15 protein-coding genes are annotated in these 20,712 nt (G+C 37.3%); 13 read left to right on the top strand and 2 right to left on the bottom strand.

The features are described 5' to 3' along the window. The first annotated feature begins 43 nt into the window (after positions 1–43). From ilvC to MKY13_RS09400, 9 genes are all read left to right on the top strand, one after another. Positions 44–1,057, top strand: a complete 1,014-nt coding sequence (ilvC, locus tag MKY13_RS09440) for a ketol-acid reductoisomerase (RefSeq protein WP_191698895.1) — start codon at positions 44–46, stop codon at positions 1,055–1,057. A 1-nt stretch (position 1,058) separates the two neighbouring features. Next, entirely contained in the window at positions 1,059–2,603 is a 1,545-nt protein-coding gene (locus tag MKY13_RS09435; RefSeq protein WP_191698896.1) for a 2-isopropylmalate synthase, read from the top strand. Positions 2,604–2,705: 102 nt separating this feature from the next. Beyond that, entirely contained in the window at positions 2,706–3,806 is a 1,101-nt protein-coding gene (gene leuB / locus MKY13_RS09430; RefSeq protein ID WP_191698897.1) for a 3-isopropylmalate dehydrogenase, read from the top strand. Positions 3,807–3,960: 154 nt separating this feature from the next. Then, the gene (gene leuC, locus MKY13_RS09425) at positions 3,961–5,370 is read left to right on the top strand and encodes a 3-isopropylmalate dehydratase large subunit (protein WP_339216748.1); all 1,410 of its coding nucleotides are present in this window, start codon (positions 3,961–3,963) and stop codon (positions 5,368–5,370) included. Between the two features lie 12 nt (positions 5,371–5,382). Further along, positions 5,383–5,973 carry a 3-isopropylmalate dehydratase small subunit gene (gene leuD / locus MKY13_RS09420; RefSeq protein ID WP_191698899.1) on the top strand — a complete coding sequence of 197 codons (591 nt, stop codon included), beginning with the start codon at positions 5,383–5,385 and terminating at the stop codon, positions 5,971–5,973. A gap of 128 nt (positions 5,974–6,101) precedes the next feature. After that, positions 6,102–6,671 (top strand): ABC transporter substrate-binding protein, encoded by a 570-nt coding sequence (locus MKY13_RS09415; RefSeq protein WP_339216746.1) that lies wholly within the window; start codon positions 6,102–6,104, stop codon positions 6,669–6,671. A gap of 525 nt (positions 6,672–7,196) precedes the next feature. Further along, positions 7,197–8,540, top strand: coding sequence for a spore germination protein (locus MKY13_RS09410; RefSeq protein WP_191698901.1), 1,344 nt, complete (start codon positions 7,197–7,199; stop codon positions 8,538–8,540). Then, positions 8,537–9,640 (top strand): GerAB/ArcD/ProY family transporter, encoded by a 1,104-nt coding sequence (locus tag MKY13_RS09405; RefSeq protein WP_191698902.1) that lies wholly within the window; start codon positions 8,537–8,539, stop codon positions 9,638–9,640. Before MKY13_RS09410 ends, MKY13_RS09405 begins: the two co-directional genes overlap by 4 nt. Continuing rightward, the gene (locus tag MKY13_RS09400; RefSeq protein ID WP_339216743.1) at positions 9,627–10,748 is read left to right on the top strand and encodes a Ger(x)C family spore germination protein; all 1,122 of its coding nucleotides are present in this window, start codon (positions 9,627–9,629) and stop codon (positions 10,746–10,748) included. Before MKY13_RS09405 ends, MKY13_RS09400 begins: the two co-directional genes overlap by 14 nt. Positions 10,749–10,808: 60 nt before the next feature. Here MKY13_RS09400 and MKY13_RS09395 read toward each other — a convergent pair whose 3' ends face one another. Next, entirely contained in the window at positions 10,809–12,545 is a 1,737-nt protein-coding gene (locus MKY13_RS09395; protein WP_339216741.1) for an ABC transporter ATP-binding protein, read from the bottom strand. Between the two features lie 298 nt (positions 12,546–12,843). Here MKY13_RS09395 and MKY13_RS09390 point away from each other — a divergent pair, with 298 nt between their 5' ends. The 4 genes from MKY13_RS09390 (at position 12,844) to MKY13_RS09375 (ending at position 19,894) form a co-directional block, all read left to right on the top strand. After that, entirely contained in the window at positions 12,844–14,241 is a 1,398-nt protein-coding gene (locus MKY13_RS09390; protein WP_339216739.1) for an ABC transporter permease, read from the top strand. A 14-nt stretch (positions 14,242–14,255) separates the two neighbouring features. Further along, on the top strand, positions 14,256–15,752 hold the full coding sequence (locus MKY13_RS09385; protein ID WP_191698906.1) for an ABC transporter permease: 1,497 nt from the start codon (positions 14,256–14,258) through the stop codon (positions 15,750–15,752). Between the two features lie 19 nt (positions 15,753–15,771). Further along, positions 15,772–17,580, top strand: coding sequence for an ABC transporter substrate-binding protein (locus MKY13_RS09380; protein WP_191698907.1), 1,809 nt, complete (start codon positions 15,772–15,774; stop codon positions 17,578–17,580). Between the two features lie 505 nt (positions 17,581–18,085). Next, positions 18,086–19,894, top strand: a complete 1,809-nt coding sequence (locus MKY13_RS09375) for an S-layer homology domain-containing protein (protein ID WP_339216736.1) — start codon at positions 18,086–18,088, stop codon at positions 19,892–19,894. A gap of 77 nt (positions 19,895–19,971) precedes the next feature. Here the strand turns inward: MKY13_RS09375 and MKY13_RS09370 are convergent, their stop codons facing one another. Further along, positions 19,972–20,451 (bottom strand): YusW family protein, encoded by a 480-nt coding sequence (locus MKY13_RS09370; RefSeq protein ID WP_339216734.1) that lies wholly within the window; start codon positions 20,449–20,451, stop codon positions 19,972–19,974. Between the last annotated feature and the right edge of the window lie 261 nt (positions 20,452–20,712).

Genomic DNA, 20,712 nt, shown 5'->3' with positions numbered 1-20,712 from the left:
ATATCAAAAAATATATAATTCAACTTAATTGGAGGAAATGAAAATGTCTAAAATGTATTATGAAAATGAAATCAACGAGCAAGTATTACAAGGGAAAAAAATCGCGATTATCGGTTATGGTTCACAAGGCCATGCCCATGCGCTTAACTTAAAAGAATCAGGCTTTGATGTAGTAGTAGGTATCCGTCCAGGTAAATCTTATGATGCAGCTAAAGAAGACGGCGTAGAAGTAAAATCAGTTGCTGAAGCAGCAGCAGAAGCAGATGTAATCCAAATCCTACTTCCGGATGAGCGTCAAAAAGCAGTTTACGAAGCAGAAATCGCACCGTACTTAACACCGGGTAAAGCGTTAATGTTCGCACATGGTTTCAACGTACACTTCGGTCAAATTACACCACCAGCAGATGTAGACGTATTCCTAGTAGCGCCAAAAGGTCCTGGTCACTTAGTACGACGTCAATTCGTTGAAGGTGCAGGCGTACCGGGCTTATTCGCAATCTACCAAGATGCAACTGGTCAAGCACGTGATTTAGCCCTTGCATACGGTAAAGGAATTGGTTCAGCACGTGGTGGTTTACTTGAAACTACATTCGCTGAAGAAACAGTAACAGATCTATTCGGTGAGCAAGCAGTACTTTGCGGTGGTACAACTGAACTTGTAAAAGCTGGTTTCGAAACATTAGTAGAAGCGGGCTACCAACCAGAATTAGCTTACTTTGAAACTTTACACGAATTAAAGCTAATCGTTGACCTAATGTTCGAAGGCGGTATGGCGACAATGCGCTATTCAATCTCAGATACAGCTGAGTGGGGAGACTATGTATCAGGTCCACGTATTATCGACGCATCTGTAAAAGCACGTATGAAAGAAGTGTTAACAGATATCCAAGACGGTACTTTCGCGAAACGCTGGATCGAAGAAAATGAAACGGGTCGTCCAGAATATACGAAGTTTAAAGAAGCTGGCGCTAACCACCAAATTGAAGAAGTAGGCGAAAAATTACGCGCAATGATGCCATTCATCAACAAAGGAAAACAAAAGGTTACAGTGAAATAATATGAGAAAAATTGACATTTTTGATACAACATTGCGCGATGGTGAACAGTCTGCTGGTATTAATTTAAATACAGCAGAAAAAGTGGAAATCGCAAAACAACTAGAGCGTTTAGGTGTCACAATTATTGAGGCGGGATTTCCTGCCTCATCTCCAGGTGACTTGGAAGCTGTTTCGTTAATTGCAAAAACAGTGAAAAATTCAATTGTTACAGGCTTAGCGCGTGCCGTGAAAAGTGACATCGACGCAGTTTGGGAAGCAATTCGCCATGCAGAACAACCACATGTTCATACATTTATCGCAACAAGCCCGATTCATATGGAATACAAATTAAAGAAAAATCCGGATGAAGTAGTCGAGCAGGCAGTAGCCGCAGTGAAATACGCAAAGGAAAAATTCTCGCTTGTAGAATTTTCCGCAGAAGATGGCTTCCGTTCCGATAAAGAATTTTTAGTACGTATTTGCCAGGAAGTAATTAAAGCAGGTGCCACAACAATTAATATTCCGGATACAGTTGGTTACGCATCGCCGGAAGAATATGGCGCATTATTCCGCTATTTACGTGAAAACGTCATCGGTGCTGAGAAAATTAAGTTTTCTGCCCATTGCCACGATGATTTAGGAATGGCAGTAGCAAACTCATTAGCAGCCGTTCAAAATGGTGCCGATCAAGTAGAATGTACGATTAACGGTATCGGTGAACGCGCCGGAAATGCAGCATTAGAGGAAATAGGTGTTGCGCTTCACATCCGTAAAGATTTTTACGGTGTTGAAACAGGGCTTAACTTAAAAGAAATTAAACGTACATCTCAAATGGTAAGCCGCCTGACAAATGTAGTTATTCAGCCTAACAAAGCTGTTGTAGGTAAAAATGCATTTGCTCATGAATCGGGTATTCACCAGGACGGTGTATTGAAAAATCCAGAAACTTACGAAATTATTTCTCCTGCACTTGTAGGAGAAGACGATATTCCATTAGTTTTAGGGAAGCATTCCGGACGCGCAGCATTCCGCGACCGTGCAGAAACAATGGGCTTCGAGCTATCGGATGAAAAACTGAACAAAGCATTTGCTGAATTCAAAAAATTGGCCGACCGCAAAAAAGAAGTTACGGAAGACGATTTAACAACGATTTTAACTGAGCAACAAGTTTCAATAGAAGATGTTCCGCTATTTGAACTAAAATCAGTTCAAGTTCAGTACGGTACCGAAAATATTCCGACTGCTACTGCATCAGTACTTACTCCTGGAGGTGAGTTGAAAACACTCGCTTCAACAGGATCAGGTTCAGTCGAAGCAATCTTCAATACGTTGGAATTACTTGTTGGAGGAAAGGTAAACATACTAGATTACCGAGTACAATCAGTCGGCAAAGGACGCGATGCACTTGGAGAAGCGGTCGTTAATTTAAAATACAATGGCTATACCTCTACAGGACGCGATTCAGCACAAGATGTATTAGAAGCAAGTGCAAAAGCATACTTAAATGCAGTCAATCGCCAACTGATTCAACAGCAAGTACGAGAAAGACAGACAATCTCAGTTTAAAAGATTTCAACTAGCAATCTCTTTATATTAACAATAGCGTCATCACAGCAGATGGCGCTTCTACATCAAGTAACTTCACGTAGAAAGAAAGGTGTTTTACAAATGGAAAAGAAAATTACAGTACTACCAGGTGACGGCATTGGTCCAGAAGTTGTTGCAAGTGCAGTAAAAGTATTACAAGTAATCGGGAAACGTTTTAATCATACATTTCATTTAAACTACGCGGCAATCGGCGGAGCAGCAATTGATCAATACAACAATCCATTACCGGATGAAACAATTGCGATGTGTGAAGCAAGTGATGCTATTTTATTAGGCGCTGTCGGCGGACCGAAATGGGATAATAACGCACCAAGCCTACGACCGGAAAAAGGTTTATTAAAAATTCGTAAGCACTTTGATTTATTTGCGAATTTACGTCCTGTGAAAGCATTCCCTAGTTTACTTGCATCTTCTCCATTAAAGCGTGAAGTTGCGGAAAATGTAGACTTAATGATTGTCCGCGAATTAACAGGAGGGCTTTACTTCGGAGAGCCACGTAAAAAAACAGATGCAGGTGCTATTGATACATGTGTGTATTCACGTGAAGAAATTGAGCGTATTGTCGAAAATGCTTTCGAATTAGCTCGTTTACGTCGTGGAAAACTTTGCTCAGTAGATAAAGCAAACGTACTCGATACATCACGTTTATGGCGTGAAATTGTAGAAGAGAAGAAAAAGCAGTACCCAGATGTAGAAACAGAACATAACTTAGTTGACTCAGTGGCGATGAAGCTAATTACAAATCCTGGTCAATATGATGTCATCGTTACTGAAAATTTATTCGGTGATATTTTAAGTGACGAAGCTTCTGTTATTACAGGTTCACTAGGTGTATTGCCTTCAGCATCAATTCGCGGTGATAACTTCGGTCTTTACGAGCCAGTACATGGTTCAGCACCTGAAATTGCAGGGCAAGGTGTTGCCAACCCGGCAGCAACAATTCTTTCAGTAGCAATGATGCTACAATACTCATTCGGTTTAAAAGAGGAAGCAGCCGAAATTGAACGTGCGGTTACAGCAGTGTTTAATGATGGGTATTTCACAGCAGATTTAGCACAGGAACATACACGTTCACTATCTACTGAAGAATGGACTGAACAAGTACTAAACGAAATCGATGCAAGCTTCGTTTCGGACAGCATTATGATTTCATATAATTAATCATTTTTTAAGTAAGCAGATTGTTGATTGTAAAAAAGGGGAGCATGGTGCGAATAAAAAATGTCACGCTTGTTATGACGTATTTTTAGCCAACATCATGTCTGCCCCAAGAATGAACATCAACTCTATATATGGGTAAGGAACGGTGAAAACTATGGGGAAAAATATTATTGAAAAAGTGTGGGAACAGCATGTTGTACATCGTGAAGAAGGTAAGCCAGATTTACTATATATCGACTTACATTTAATTCACGAAGTTACTAGTCCACAGGCGTTTGAGGGATTACGCTTAGCAGGGCGAAAAGTGCGTCGAACAGATTTATGTTTTGCTACAATGGACCATAACGTACCAACGAAAAATTTACCGACGATCAATGATCCAATCGCCAAAAAGCAAATTATGACACTAGCTGAAAATGCGAAGGAATTCGGCATTGAATTAGCAGATATCGGACACCCTGATCAAGGGATTGTTCACGTAATCGGACCAGAACTAGGGTTAACACAGCCTGGTAAGACGATTGTTTGCGGAGACTCACATACAGCTACACACGGTGCTTTCGGTGCCATTGCATTCGGTATCGGAACATCGGAAGTGGAACATGTTCTATCAACTCAAACATTATGGCAATTAAAGCCACCTACAATGGAAATTCGTGTTAACGGTGAACTTGGTCTTGGCGTAACAGCAAAAGACATCATTTTAGCGATTATCGCTAAGTGGGGAATCGGTGTAGGAACAGGCCATATCGTTGAATATACAGGAGAAGCAATTCGCAAACTTTCTATGGAAGAACGAATGACAATCTGTAATATGTCAATTGAAGCCGGAGCAAAAGCTGGTCTTATTTCTCCAGATGAAATTACAGTCGAATTCCTTCGCGGACGCCGCCATGTACCACAGGGCGAACAGTTTGAAGAAGCGGCAAAGTACTGGTTAAGCTTAGCGTCTGATGCAGATGCTACTTATGATGTAGTACTTGAAATCGATGCAGACGAAATCGAACCAATCGTAACATGGGGTACGAATCCGGCAATGGGTGTAGGTGTTTCGAAAACTGTACCAACTGCTGCAGACTACAATAACGAGACTGATAGAGCAGCATTAAATAAAGCGTTACAATATATGGATTTACAAGAAGGACAAAATATTACTGACATCGAGATTCAGCACGTATTTATCGGTTCTTGTACGAACTCACGTATTAATGACTTACGTGCAGCAGCAGATATCGTTAAAGGCGAAAAGATAGCTCCAGGTGTTAAAGGGATTGTTGTTCCAGGCTCTTGGTCAACAAAACGTCAGGCAGAAGAAGAAGGCCTTCACCAAATTTTTCTTGATGCAGGCTTTGAATGGCGCGAATCGGGATGCTCAGCTTGCCTAGGCATGAACGAAGATGTCATTCCATCCGGTGAACGTTGTGCATCGACGTCAAACCGTAACTTTGAAGGGCGTCAAGGCGCGGGTGCACGTACGCATCTTGTGTCACCAGCTATGGCGGCTGCCGCTGCAATTCACGGGCGCTTTGTTGATGTCCGTAAGCTACAAAAGCAGGAAGCATAAGGAGAGATTAGTATGGAACCGATTAATATTGTCAACAGCATATATGCACCACTAGACCGTAAAAATGTCGATACTGACCAAATTATTTCAAAAGAGTTTTTAAAGCGCATTGAGCGTACAGGGTTTGGACAATACGTATTTTATCACTGGCGTTTTGACAAAGACGGCAAGCCAAATGAGGATTTCGTATTAAACAAGCCTGAATATAAGAGTGCTGAAATTTTAGTCGCACAGGATAACTTCGGCTGCGGCTCTTCACGCGAACATGCACCATGGGCCATTCTTGATTACGGCTTCCGTGTAGTTATTGCACCGAGCTTTGCAGATATTTTCCATAATAACTGCTTTAAAAACGGTATTTTACCGATTAAATTAACAGAAGCTGAATGTGATGAACTACTGGAAAAAGGCTTAGAAAAAGCACAGGCTATTGAAGTGAACCTGGAGCAGCAAACTGTTACTACAGGGTATGGCAAAACGTATTCATTTACGATTGACCCATATTATAAGCAAATGCTGCTAAACGGCTGGGATGAAATTTCATTGACATTCCAATATGAAGAACAAATCGCGGCATATGAGAAAAAGCGTATAGCGTATTAAAAAACAAGCCTGTTATGAAGGGTCAACACCTTCCGTAACAGGCTTTGTCTTATTTTACCGGTTGTTGCAGAAATTTGCCGATGCTATAATTCCGGTAGAATGTTTAATTATTAGGAGTGTAGTAGCTGGTGAAGAAATTTTGGAGTTGGTTCGGAATAATTTTTGTAATATTACTTTTAATGAGTAATTGGATGGTTTTCGTAGGGGCCGGTGTTCTTTATTTTGGCTTCAAGAAGTTTAAAAAATATAAAAAAGAAAAGCAACTGCAAAATGCATTGGAAGCTCAATTAAAGCTAAAAAAAGAAAGTCAATCCACGATCGAATATAAAATGGAAAGACTGTTAACAATAACGAAAAACCTCGACCCGAATCGCTCTAAGCGTCAGGAATATAAAAATAAGCAGCAATTGGATTTAAGGGATTACTGGTATAAATATTTGGATTTACGTGCCAAGTTAATTTTAAATGACACGTCTACATACCGTGAAGAGGAAGTACTACATATCATGTGTGATGAATTGCTTAATAGTATGGACAAACTGGAAATCGAAGTGACTGATGCGGTGAAAAAAGAATTCATTGAGGAAAACTTGATGCCATTATTACGAGATGTAGTTGAAATAATGGAAGGTATTAGTCCTGTAAAATCTATTAATATTAATGCTTACCGTTTACTAAAGCAAATCAATAATGATTAATAGCTTAAAATCATTCTTATTAGTTGAGAATGATTCAGACTGTAGACAAACTCGAAGAAATTCGGGGTTGCCTACAGTCTTTTTTATTAAAATAAAGTTAACTAATCATAACCGTTGATTTCCATTCCGGGACCGATGCTTTCCCCGGGCACGGCTCCAGCTAACTAACTTGTGCCTACGACGGCAGGCCCAAGTTAGTGGATCTTCCGCACGTGCGGTTCCCGGTGGAGTCACGGTCCCTCCATTCCAATCAACTTATTCATTCCTTTAAATAAAGTGAGATCGATATCTACGATGACTAGAAATCAATTTAAAATAATGAGCGTGAACAACTTGTTCCTGTTAAGCACCTAATTAAAATTTATAATAAAAAGACAAAAGGTTTTTCGAGACCTTTTGTCGACAATCTGGACCATTCTCATTAGTTGAGAATGGTTTTTTCATTGACCTAAATTAACCTTACATGATTAATATTCCTAGAATTGGACATACTAAATGAAGATATTTAAGAATAGGAGAATTAAGATGTCTTCTGAAGAAAATATTAAGTCAATTGAAGAACAATTCAAGGATACAAACGAACTCACAAAGAAGACGCTAGAAGATGAGGGGAAAAAAGCAGAAATACATTATATTAAGACCCTTATTAATTTGGAATTATTTCAAAAAATTATTATTAAACCTTTTTTTGAAATGACCTCCGAAACTAAATTTATTCGGTATATTCAGGCTTTGCCCCAATTTCAAGAAAGTAAATCATTAGATCAGCTTAAACAGGATGTAATGAGTGGTAATGTAATAATCGTGATTCAAAATGAAATTCTATTACTCGATTTAAAGTTTTCTACGAATGATCAAATAAATACAACCTCAGTAGAAATGACTATACATGGATCACAAATAGCGTTAAGTGAAAATCTGACAATGAGTATAAATATGATTCGATCGAATTATCATCAGCCTTCATTATTCGTTGATTATGTAGTAATGGGGGAAGTGAACCAACAAAAATTGGCGATCATTTATGATAAAGAACATGTAAATAAAAGTGCATTGAAGCTAATTGAAGAAAGGCTTCAAACTGTTGACAACAAGATTATTACTTCGACAACTCAGTTAAATAATTATATAAACAATCAGAAATTTTCCTTATTTCCTCAAATGATTATGACTGAAAGACCAGACCGTATCGCATACAATCTTTCGGGTGGAAAAGTTGTATTACTACTTGACGGAAATCCTCAGGCGCTTATTGCACCCGTTTTCTTTTTTGATTTCATGACAACAATGGAAGATAATTATCACACATTTTTAATATCATTTTTTTTGAAATTCCTCCGCTATACAGGTTTGTTTATAAGTATTCTCCTGCCGAGTTTATATATTGGTATTACCTCATATGCACCGGAAGTATTCCGTACAGAGTTAGCATTAACAATTGCCGGTAGTAGAATTGGTGTCCCTTTTTCATCCTTTATAGAAGTATTATTTATGCTATTTTTTATGGAAATGCTTTTAGAAGCAAGTATACGTCTCCCAAAAGCTGTAAGTGCAACTGCTACTACAGTAGGTGGATTAATATTAGGAACTGCTGTAACAGAGGCTTCCCTAGCATCAAATGTAATGGTTATTATCGTATCTGCTGTTGCCATTTCCACTTTTGTTATTCCGATAAATGAAATGGCCTTTTCTATTCGTGTGGTACGTCTATTTTTCATATTAGTGACAACAATATTTGGCTTAGCAGGTTTAACACTGGGGCTGTACGCTTTAGTTATGTACTTAGTAAGCATTAATAGCTTTGGAGAACCTTATTTAAAACTGAGTATGGATAAAAAAAATAAAATGAAATCAGGGGAGGAATCATGAACCGATTTTATTATTATTTAATATTAATTAATATGGTTGCGAATATTATCGCTTCAGTCCCTGCCATTCTTTTACATTACCATAAAGAAGGTACCGTTTCTGCTATGATAATGGGAGTAATAGCAGGTGTGATTCTTGTTACAATTTATACTCGCTTTTTTAATTCCTATCCGGGTATGACTTTACCTGAGCTTTTACAGAAAACGACACCTAAATGGTTTTATTTCCCGTTTGTATTTTCACTCGCGATTTTATGGTTTGTTGCGGGACTGATCACCTTAATCACCTTTACATTTCTGTTAATTCGTTACTTAAGTCCAGAAATGCCTATTATGCAAATTAGCTTAACGATAATCCTTTCCGTTATTTTTGGATGTTTAATGAAAACACAACGTGTATTATTTACAACGGAAATTATATTGTTAATTACAAGCCCATTAATCCTGTTCATTTTTTATAAAGCGTATACTAGTCCTAATTTGGAATGGGATTTTGTAAGAGAAGCTGCTTTATATATTAACAAAATTCCAAACTGGCATTCATTTTCTTCATGTTTTTTTCTATTTTTAGGCGTTGCAAATTTGTTTATTTTTAATCGATACTTTACTGAAAAACAAACATTTGGTTGGAAACAGATTAGTCTCATCACACTCATAGCAGGCGCAACATTATTTACGACATATTTTATACCAATTGGATTTAATGGCTTTGAAAATATTAATCAGCTTGTTTACCCATGGATTTCTACTACAGACTCATTAAAAATGGACTTTTTTGTAATAGAGAGAGTATTATTCATTTTCTTGTTATTTTACTTAGGGATTGCATTTATAAGTATTCTCATTCATTGGCATGCTTCGATGGAATTTTTAAGTTTTATTTTTAAGTTTGAAAATATAAAATTCAAAGGAAATAGCATCGGAAAATTTATACCAATTCCTTTCTTCATAGCCATTACACTGTATTTAGTAACCGAACTAAATGAGTACCAACTATTTCGTTATACAAGTTTTTTTTATAGCATTTTAGTGTTTATATTTCCTTTAATGGTTCTAGTGTTTGTTTTTATAAAAAGGAGAATGAAATATGCAAAATCTTAATATTAAAATGAAGGCTCTCATTTTGTTATTAATTTGCAGCATTTTCATAGCAGGTTGTGAATTTAAAGATATCGATAAAACAGTTTTTATTGCAATGATAGCGGTTGATAAAACAGATGAAGAGGACAAACCTTATAAAATAACGTTAAAGCTATATGAACCAACAAGCTCATTTAAAGAAGCGACTGCTCCGGAGTACTCTTATTTAACACAGACGGGTGAAACATTATCAGAAGCCATTCGTATATTGGAATCGTATTCCGATAAGGAGCTTGAATTTGGGCATTCCAAACTAATTGTTATTGGAGAAGAGTTATTAAAAGAGGATAAAAATGAGGAAATTATTGATTTTTTATTAAGAAGACCGGACATTCAAATGATTTCATGGATCAGTATAGGACGACCATCTGCTGAAGAAATTATTAAACTGATTCCACAAGGGGAAACTGCCGCCTATCCGGAGCTATTTAACTATTTTGATGGAAATGGAACGAATAGTCCTTTTATCGTGACGACATATTTATTTGAATTTAGACGAAATATGAAGGAAACTGGAATAGATACAGTTATACCAATTATCGAGATAGTTAAAAAAGATGAGCATTTTAAAATTAACAAGTCATTTTTATTAGCAAATAACAAAGAGCCACATGAACTTGAAACGCTAAATACCTCCATCTATAATTTGCTCACAAAAAAATCAAAAAATGCTGAATTAAAAATAGAAGAAGATGGCGATTCATTTATAGCTAATATTGATACAATCCGATCCAATTACAAAGTCATTATAAAAGATGAATCAACTATAGAGCTTGAAATAAAAGCTAGCTTAAAAGGCTCAATTTCAGAATCAAAGAAGCCGTTAAAAAATAAAGATTTGCCAAAGTATAATAAACAGCTTAAACGTGAAACAGAGGAAAAAATTACAGCGTTTATTAAAGAGATGATGGAAAGTGGCTATGATCCGCTTGGCTTTGGAATTGACTATAAAGGCAAAGTCCTTCATAACAGGCGTATGAGCGAAACGGAATGGATGGAAGCCTATAAAAATGCAAAAGTAAATGTAACTGTAACTCCGGGTCTGAAAAGTACAGGGTCCATTCAATAAAAAGAAAAAAGATCAATTTTTTCATAGGAGAAAAATTGATCTTTTTCGTGTTCTTACTTATTAAATTGCAACCCAATGACCTTTTGATACTTCAACAAGCTCTGTATTTTCCACATCAAAGCGGTTCGCAATCAGCTCTTCTTCAGTCATTACTTTGCGTTTTTTCTGTTTTTCAATTGCTGGGTCGGGAATGGGGATTGAATCAAGCAGCATTTTCGTATAAGGATGCTGAGGGTTTGCATACAATTCTTCGCTTTCTGCTAATTCAACAATTTTCCCACCATACATAACGGCGACACGGTCACTAATATGCTTTACCATCGATAAATCATGTGCGATGAACAAATACGTTAATCCAAGTCGCTGCTGTAAGTCTTTCAGCAATTCCACTACTTGCTTTTGAATGGAAACATCCAATGCGGAAAGTGGTTCATCGCACACAATAAATTGTGGCTCTACTGCAAGTGCACGGGCAATACCGATTCGTTGGCGCTGACCACCACTGAATTCATGCGGATAACGTAGTGCATGCTCTTTTTTCAGTCCGACAAGCTCTAATAATTCCTCCACTCGAATGCGGCGAGCTTCTTTAGAAGGGGATAGCTTATGCACATCAAGTGCTTCTCCAATAATATCCAAAACTTTTTTCCGTGGATTTAAGCTTGAATACGGATCCTGGAAAATCATCTGCATGTAACGGCGCATACTTTTCAACTCATTTTTCGAAAGACGGGTAACCGGTACACCTTTATAGAGTACCTCTCCTTCAGTCGGTTCATGGAGTTGCAATAATGTCCGACCTGTTGTGGATTTACCTGAACCGGATTCACCGACTAGCCCAAGTGTTTCACCAGGATAAATATAGAATGATAAATCATCCACTGCCTTCAGTACATTGCCTTTTGCTAGTTCAAAATGCTTGGAAATGTTCTTCACTTCTACTAAAGGAACATTCACATCCAAATCCGGTGATAAATTAGGCATGACTTTCGGTTCTTTCTTTTCATGGAGCTTCGGTAGCGCATTTAATAGACGCTTTGTATAAGGGTGCTGTGGATTTGCGAAAATTTCCTCTGTCGTACCTTGCTCTACCACTTCGCCTTCCTTCATCACAACAACTCGATCGCACATGCCTGCTACGACACCTAAATCATGCGTAATCAAAATAATGGATGTACCAAATCGTTCTTGCATATTCTTCATTAAAGAAAGAATTTGTGCTTGAATCGTTACATCGAGTGCAGTTGTCGGTTCGTCAGCAATTAAAAGGGAAGGGTTACACGCTAAAGCCATAGCAATCATTACACGCTGACGCATGCCGCCACTAAATTCATGCGGGTATTGATTGTAGCGTTCTTCACTGTTTTTAATACCGACAAGCTTTAATAATTCAATTGTCTTTGCATAAGCATCTTTCTTTGAAGCCCCTTGATGCTTAATAATTCCTTCCGCAATCTGGTCACCGATACGAATTGTCGGGTTTGTAGATGTCATTGGATCCTGAAAAATCATACTGATGTCTTTTCCACGAATTGACTCCATTTGTTTTTCTGATTGTGTAATTAAATTTTTTCCTTGAAATTCAATCGTTCCATCTTTCAAAAAAGAGGGGGGAGAGGGAAGCAAGCGCATAATGGAACGAGCAGTAACACTTTTCCCACTACCGGATTCACCCACAATCCCGACTGTTTCTCCTTTATTTACATGAAAACTTACGCCTTTTACTGCTTCGAATTCTTGTTCACCCGTAATAAAAGAAACGCGTAAATCCTTCACTTCAAGCAACTTCTCACTCATAAAATGCTCATCCTTTATTTAGAATCAATTGCGCCAAGCAGGCATTATGTACGAATTAGGCATCAAACCTACGTATGGAACATCTTACGTAATTCGTGACATCCTCCTGGGCAGATTACTTCTTTAAGTGGTTGTCTCACAACACGGAAAAGAAGTTTAAATATTTTGTTGACTTATTCATATTCGTTCTACATAATACATTACTATACAGGTAGGAATTATACAATATTTAAAGTTTTACGACTCTTATCTTTTAATAAGTCGAAAGATTATAAGTTAGAAAGGAGCTTTAAGTTCCATGCAGCAATTGTTTTTTGAAAGCTTTCAAAAAAATGCTTCTAAAAAAAGCTATTATTTTGCCTATGTATTATTCGGTTTGCTTGTTCACATGATCACGTTTCCACTTTATTTAGTGAAACGTTCCAAAACTACGTATGCTGAAAATGCATTGAAGGTGAAACAACAAATAATAGAAAGTGGCAAAGTCATAGAGTGGCAGCAGCAATATGAAGCAGAAGAACGAACGAAAGCACAGTTTTTCAAACAAAGTATGAATGAGCAAGAAATTGAGGTAAATGCAAAACAGTTGGCGCAAATGAAATTAGAGCGGGAAGTAGAAAAAACGCTTGCGACTACTGGTATCCAGAAAAACTCCTATAAAAATTATTTCAGTAATCTCCTAAAACAACCACTATTTTTACTGATTACAATAATTCCAGGTATTTTAATGTACGCTCTTATACTTATTACGAGTAATCCTTTTATTCGTTTTATATTTGAACGCTTACTGCAAAGTGTGTTTGTCATTATTGGAGTGGCCACACTTGTGTTTACAATTTTGTATATTTCTCCATTTGACCCAGCGCGTAATTTACTGGGGGTAGAGGCTACACCTGCTCAAATTGAAAACTTTAATAAGCTTTACGGATTGGATCAGCCATATTTAGTACAGCTTTGGCATTCATTATCAGGCCTTTTTACTTTCGATTTAGGAACTTCTTTTGCCGGGAAGGAAGATGTCACACAAAGCATCTTAAACAAATTCCCTGTAACGCTTGAAATTGCCATGTTTTCATTATTGATGGCGATTGCCATTGCGATTCCCGTAGGTATTATTTCTGCAGTTAGACCGAACTCATTTATTGATTACGTATTCATGTTTGTTGCGTTAATCGGTTTATCTATTCCAAGCTTCTGGCAAGGGTTAATCTTTATTTTAACATTCTCTTTAGAACTGAAATGGTTCCCTGCAACGTATAATCCAAGCAATTGGATGTCCATTGTATTGCCGATTGTCGTACTCGGAACATCGATCACCGCTTCGATCGCACGTATGACCCGTTCCAGCATGCTGGAAGTCATTCATGAGGATTACATTATTACAGCAAAAGCAAAAGGCTTAAGCGAACGCAAAGTTATAACGAAGCATGCGATTCGCAATGCAATGATTCCTATAATTACAGTAATCGGATTGTTATTTGGCGGAATGCTTGGCGGTGCTGCGGTAACAGAGAAAGTATTTAATATTAGTGGAATCGGGAGCTATATTGTCGATAAACAATTTATTCCGGACATTCCGGCAATTTTAGGCGGGGTTGTTTATATTGCAATCACGATTTCGATTGTTAATATGTTGATCGATATTTTATATGCATTCTTTGACCCGAGAATTCGATCAAAAATGAAAAAATCATAGGAGAGAGTACCGACGTGAAATTTATATCAGATGTAAAACTGCTGTTGAAAATAACACAAGAGTATGTAAATGCACAGTTTACCATTGCTTTTTCTGCGATTTTTTCATTGCTGTTTTTACTTTATAGTTTTAACTTTTCAGAAGGTGTATGGAGACCGATCGTATTGGTGTTCTTTGCAATCTATGTTGCCACAACGATTTACGTCTCGTTTACTTCACACCTTATTAAAAAGGATTTGGCAAAGCATAGTGAAGTGACAAAACGGACTCGATTACTCGGTATTCCACTTGTAGCAACCGTTTTTACAGGAAATGTTTTTGCTGCGGGCTATGGTTTTATGCTGGCATCGAAAAATAAAACAGCAGAATATACATTTGCTGTCTATGCGTTTTTAACACAAATCTTTATTTTAATGATTTCAGGGTTAAATATTTTCAAGCCATATGTAGTGGATACATTTATACCTGCTATGGGTGCGTTTATCATTTTAGCATTGTTATATTTAATTACAGCTATTTTAATAGCGAGATATGTAACGTTTGATACAGCTCCAAAATGGATGCTGCCGCTAGGAATCGTATTACTTATTCCAACGTTAACAGGTAATTTCTTTTCATTACTTCTTGGAATTACATTAATACGAAAAGCACGTAACACGGACCCGTCTGCTGTGGAAAAATGGCAAAAAACGTGGAACAAAATATTGCGTAATACGATGGCAGTGTTCGGTTTATTTTTCATCGTATTTATGTTCAGTTTATCGGTTGTCAGCTCATGGACATTTGACTATGACTTTGCAGTTGAAAATAACTATGCTGTGTTATTGCAAACACCGACACTTGAGTATCCATTAGGTACTGATAATTTTGGACGGGATTTATTTTCACGTATTGTTTTTGGTGCACAAATTTCTTTAATTGTAGGTTTTTGTGCAACGATTATTCCTGCTTTAATTGGTGGGGCACTTGGTGCGATTTCAGGGTATTACGGTAAAAACACGGACAATATTATTATGCGTGCATTGGATGTGCTATATGCTATTCCTGGTATTTTACTGGCTATTGCCATTATCGCCGCTTTTGGAGCAAATACGACGAATTTAATTATCGCATTAAGTGTTGGCGCGATCCCGACTTATGCGCGTACGATGCGTGCAAATGTAATGCAAATCTCAAACTACGAATTTGTGGAATCTGCCCGGGCATTAGGGGCAAACGATCGCTCGATTATTTTCAGGCATATCGTACCAAATGCCTTAGCACCAATGATTGTAAAGGCAACTTTAACAATTGGGGGGGCGGTTATTTCCACAAGTAGTTTAAGCTTCCTTGGCCTCGGTATTGAGCCACATATACCGGAATGGGGCAATATTTTAAAAGTAGGAAGCACATATTTGGAATCACATTCTTATTTAGCGATTTTCCCGGGGCTATGCATCATGCTACTTGTTTTATCGTTTAACTTCTTTGGCGATGGACTGCGTGACGCACTAGACCCGAAATCAAATTAATTTTTTGGAGGAATTTTTCATGAATAAAAAGTTATTTACATTAGCATCAACAGCAACAGTAGCAGCAGTAGCATTAACAGGCTGTGTCGAAACAAAATCGGATGTAAAAGAAAACGATGGGGCAGAAAGCACTGGAACGAAGCCGGTTATTGAATTATTAGGTATGGCTTCTTCAGAGCAGGATATGAACATCGTACGTGATCAATTAGTGAAAAATGGCTTTGATGTAAAGCTGAACATTCAACCAGATTACGGTTCATTTACAGCACAGCAAGATGCAGGCAACTTTGATATTGCGATTTCAAGCTGGACGACAGTTACAGGGAACCCTGACTATGCAGTGCGCGGCTTATTTAAATCAGGTGGCGACTACAGCCGTACAGCAGATGAAACAGTTGATCAATTAATCGACGAGGCAAGCACTTTAACAGGTGATGAAGCGAAAGAAAAATATAAAGAGCTTGAACAAGCACTAGTATTTGATAATGCTTACATTGCACCACTTTACATTTCACAAAAATTCCAAGGGATTTATAAAACAGAAGTTAACCCAGATACAGTTCGATTACCAAAATCACGTGCTCAAGCTTGGGAAACAATTTCATTCAATGATGAAGGTAAAAATGCTTCTGAAACGTTAGTGCTGCACCAAGCAATCGCATCATTAACATCACTTGACCCAGTAAAAGCAAACGACGGATCAATTAACACGTTAAATACGAATATGTATGTGCGTTTAGTCAACTTATCGGATACAGATGATGTTGTTTCTGAAGGTTCATTATCTTATGATCATGCAATAGCTGAAAACAACGAAGAGTATTATTTCGTACTGCGTGATGACATTAACTTCGCGAAAGTAGAAGGTGACAAAGCAGTTGATACGGGTGATTTAGTATCAGCAGAAGATGTTGTATTCTCACTAAACCGTGCGAAAGATGAAAATTCTGTACCGGATCACCGCACATATTCAATCCATGAAAATATCGATACAGTGGAAATCGTTTCAGATCTAACTTCATTAGAATCTGTAAAAACAGCTGATGGTAAATCGATTTTAGAAGAATTATCAGATGAATTACCGGCTGCTATTTCTGAAGTTGTAACAGATGAAAAAGATGTAGACAACGCATCAGGTAAGTACCAAGTAGTTAAATTAACAACGCCAAATCCATTCCCACAAGTATTAAATTACTTAGCACACCAATCAGGCGGGATCGTATCGGAAGCTGCAGTAACTGCGGTAAATACATTTGATGTAACAAGCTATGACCCGAACTCTGATATTGCTTACGGCGACCAATCGACAATTACTGAAGGCGGCAGCTATGCCAACCATTTAGCTGCATCTGGTCCGTATATTTTAGTTAAGAAAAATGACTATGAAGCAACATTCGTGAAAAACCCGGCATATCAAGCAGGAACTGAGAACGAGCCAAAAATTGAAAATATAAGCGTTCGTTTCATCCAAGATAACGACAGCGCACTTTCTGCATTGCGTAACGGTGAAATTCACGTATTACAATCAGTGCCTGAAACGAAAACAGACGTAGTAGAAGGCGATGAAAACTTACAATTAAAAACTGCAGACAGTAACGCTGTATCTTACTTATTATTCAATACAAGCGGCCGCGAAACTGCTAAATCAGCAGACTTACGTAAAGCAGTTCTTCACTCGATCAATCAAGACGAGTTCATCAGCTACTACCAAGGTAAGAAAAAGCCGGCTGTATCAACAGTAACACCTTTAATTGACACAGGCTTAAAATTAGAGGCTGATAGTGCAAAAGTAAAAGAGTTTTTAAAAGCATATAACGAATCAAAATAATAGAAGTTTAACCGGAGTATTCTTAATCGAATGCTCCGGTTTTTTTTGTGCACCTGATTAGTTCTTATTTGGTTCATCACCATAAGTCGGTTCTAATTAAATTTGTTCTGCTGCGCTACGGGGAATGGCTTTCCGGGAGATTGAATTGCGTGCGTAATGAGGTAAATAGCGGAAGAAATATCCGTTATTTTAAAAATTACACAAAAAATAGTGAAAATAAGGGAAAGAATTTCCGTTATTGACCTAAAAAACATGAAATTCCGGTCTTTTATTTAAAATAACGGTAAAACGTTCCCTTATTTATCCCAAAATGAGCAACAACAATTAAATAACGGTAAAATCTTCCGTTATTTTGACGGCGCCTTATTTTTTTAAGCAAAGTAAGCGTTCTGCCCACTCAAAGTTGTTCGGACGTTGATTAACCCCTTATTTAGAATATTTAACATCAACTACCTTTTTCATGCTACAATTTACATGCAAGTTTTATTTAGAAAGGTAGATATTCATGACTATAAAAAAATCAGCAGCACTATTTTCCATTCTTTCTATTCCTGCTGCAATTGTGATTACCGATGCACCAGCCTTTGCGAATAGTAGTAATTCCTATGATTGGCAAGTTTATAACGTAGAGAACTTAATCGATCAGATCAACACATCGAGCAGTACATATGAGTATTACATAAAGGAAGCACGAAATGCCTACAACGCCTTAACTTATTACCAGCAGACGCAAGTAAGGAATGCGGCGACATTATTTTATTACTTAGATACATATGAAAACCATCAGGAAGTTTTGAATACATTTGCTGCAAAAATGAATGCAATTTCAGCGAGAAAAAGTACATTTATTCGGGACATAGAAGAGGCGAATCGTTATTACAATTCATTAACGTATTCACAGAAAAATGCTATACCGAGCCATTCATACATACAGCTTCAAAATTATATGGAGAACCTGAGAAAAATGGAGGCTGTCCAACTCAGCTTCGAACAATTAAATACGAAAGATTGGAACTATCTATCCAACTACCAATCGGCGATGCAGGCGTACAATTTATTGCCATATGATTTCCGCACTTTACTTTCTACAATGGCAAATGAAAAAATGCGTGAATATGAGCTGCACCAGTCACCTGCCTACAATCGCTCAATTGCGCAGCAAGTAATGACCGCTATATCAAAATTGACTACTTCTTCTACACAGCAGCAAGTAGAAGCGGTTCGAAAGGAATATAATGCATTAAACGCATTACAGCAACGATTAGTGACGAATTTACAAGATTTATTATATATAGAAGAGGCTCAGCGTAATATACCATTTGGATGGGATCCGTATTATTATGAAGAGCTCGAGGAAAAGGAAAACCCGACGTCGATTGAAGTTTCAAAGAAAGGTAATTCGTATTCTATACTAATCCCAGTATCGGATATGAACCGTCATATACCAACAAAAATCACGGTTTCCGATAGCATTTCACTTTCCATCCCCCGATCTGCAATTCCTGCTTCAAATAATAATGCAGTCATTGCTTTGACAATTGATGAAGTAAAAGGGCAGTCTATTTTGCTTTCAGCAAGTATGCATAATGAAAATTTACAGTTCTCATCCTATATTGATATCGAAGTAAAAGGTTTCCCGGCTTCAGCAACAATACTTCGTTTAGGTAATGATGGTGAATATGAAGCAACGCCATATACAAGAGTGTTGAATAAGCATGTATTGAAGACAAAAAACTCCGCAGAATATATTGTTTCCGAGCACAATCCGAAGTTCTTTGATATTCAGGCAGACGGGCACCGTTATCAAATTGAGCAGCTGGCGAAACGTAAAATTGTTTCTGGAGTTGAAAATAATTATTTTAAACCAAGTGCTCACGTTACGTTAGCACAATATGCAGCAATGATTTCCCGTTCAATGGGTTTAACAGCTAATGAACATTCTACCTATCTGGATATACAGGGGAAATGGTATGAAGCATCTGTTCAAGCGCTACTGGAGGCAGGGATATTGGATGATAAAAAATCAAATTACTTTCATGCCGAACAAGTCGTGACTAGAAAAGAAGCAGCCCTAATATCCATACGTATGCTGCAGCATGCAGGAGTGGCAATGGCTGATCCTAATTTAAGTAAAATGCCATTCACGGATATTAAACAGCTTTCTTCTTTGGAGCGTTACTATATTGCATTGGCGTATGAATATGGAATCTTTGGAGGAAAAGAAAATGGCCATTTCGATCCAAATGGAAAATTAACACGATCCCAAATGGCAAAAGTACTACATCGCACGCTTCAGATTGCGAAGATGCTTTAAAGTAATCCAGTGAAAAAGAGAGACTGCATAATGCAATCTCTCTTTTAGCATGAACCGGCATTATTATCCGCAGGTTCTTATTGGTTTGTACGACGGTATTCTTTCACTGTACCGTCAGCAAACTTAATTTCAATTTCAACTTCTAAGAAGCTGTCAGGCTGATTGAATTTTTCTAAAACTTCATCAATGACTGCATCAGAATCTGTATTCGCATCAAATGTAAAGCTCTCAAAAATCGGTACTAAAGTATTTGTAGCTTCATTACCTTCGATTTTAGAATTATTTACTTCATCATCGATGGATGCCTCTGCACGAGATGCTTCATTTTCATAATCCACTTCATAGCTCTTATTATCAGCATACTTAATATCTAAATCAAAGTGTGTAAAGTTATACGGTGCATTCGTCGTATCAGTATTAGTATCTTTACTTGTCTGATCCATTGTATTTTGCTCTGTAGGTGCATTATCCGGTAAATTAGTTGCTTCCTCTTTATCTCCGCAAGCTACTAAAAATGCACTGGTTCCTATTGCTAAAAATAAAGCGAGTTTTTTCATCCTTTTTACCACCTTTCGATTATCTACAGTTAAATTACCCTGAATAAAAAAAAATAATCATGAAAATATTATTTTAAAAAGATGATTATTCCATATAAAATTTTATTGGTATCAAATTAAATTGTATAAATCAACCTAATTTAATATGTCTCAGACAGAAATAAAAAATACTTAGTAGTCAGTAATATGAACGGATTTCATCAATCATCAACCAAATATAGCAATATAAATAATTTGCATAAAAATTACCATTAAATGAAA

The sequence above is a fragment of the Solibacillus sp. FSL W8-0372 genome, assembly GCF_037969735.1.
GTDB lineage: Bacteria > Bacillota > Bacilli > Bacillales_A > Planococcaceae > Solibacillus > Solibacillus faecavium.
This window is presented reverse-complemented; position numbering and strand designations above follow the sequence as displayed.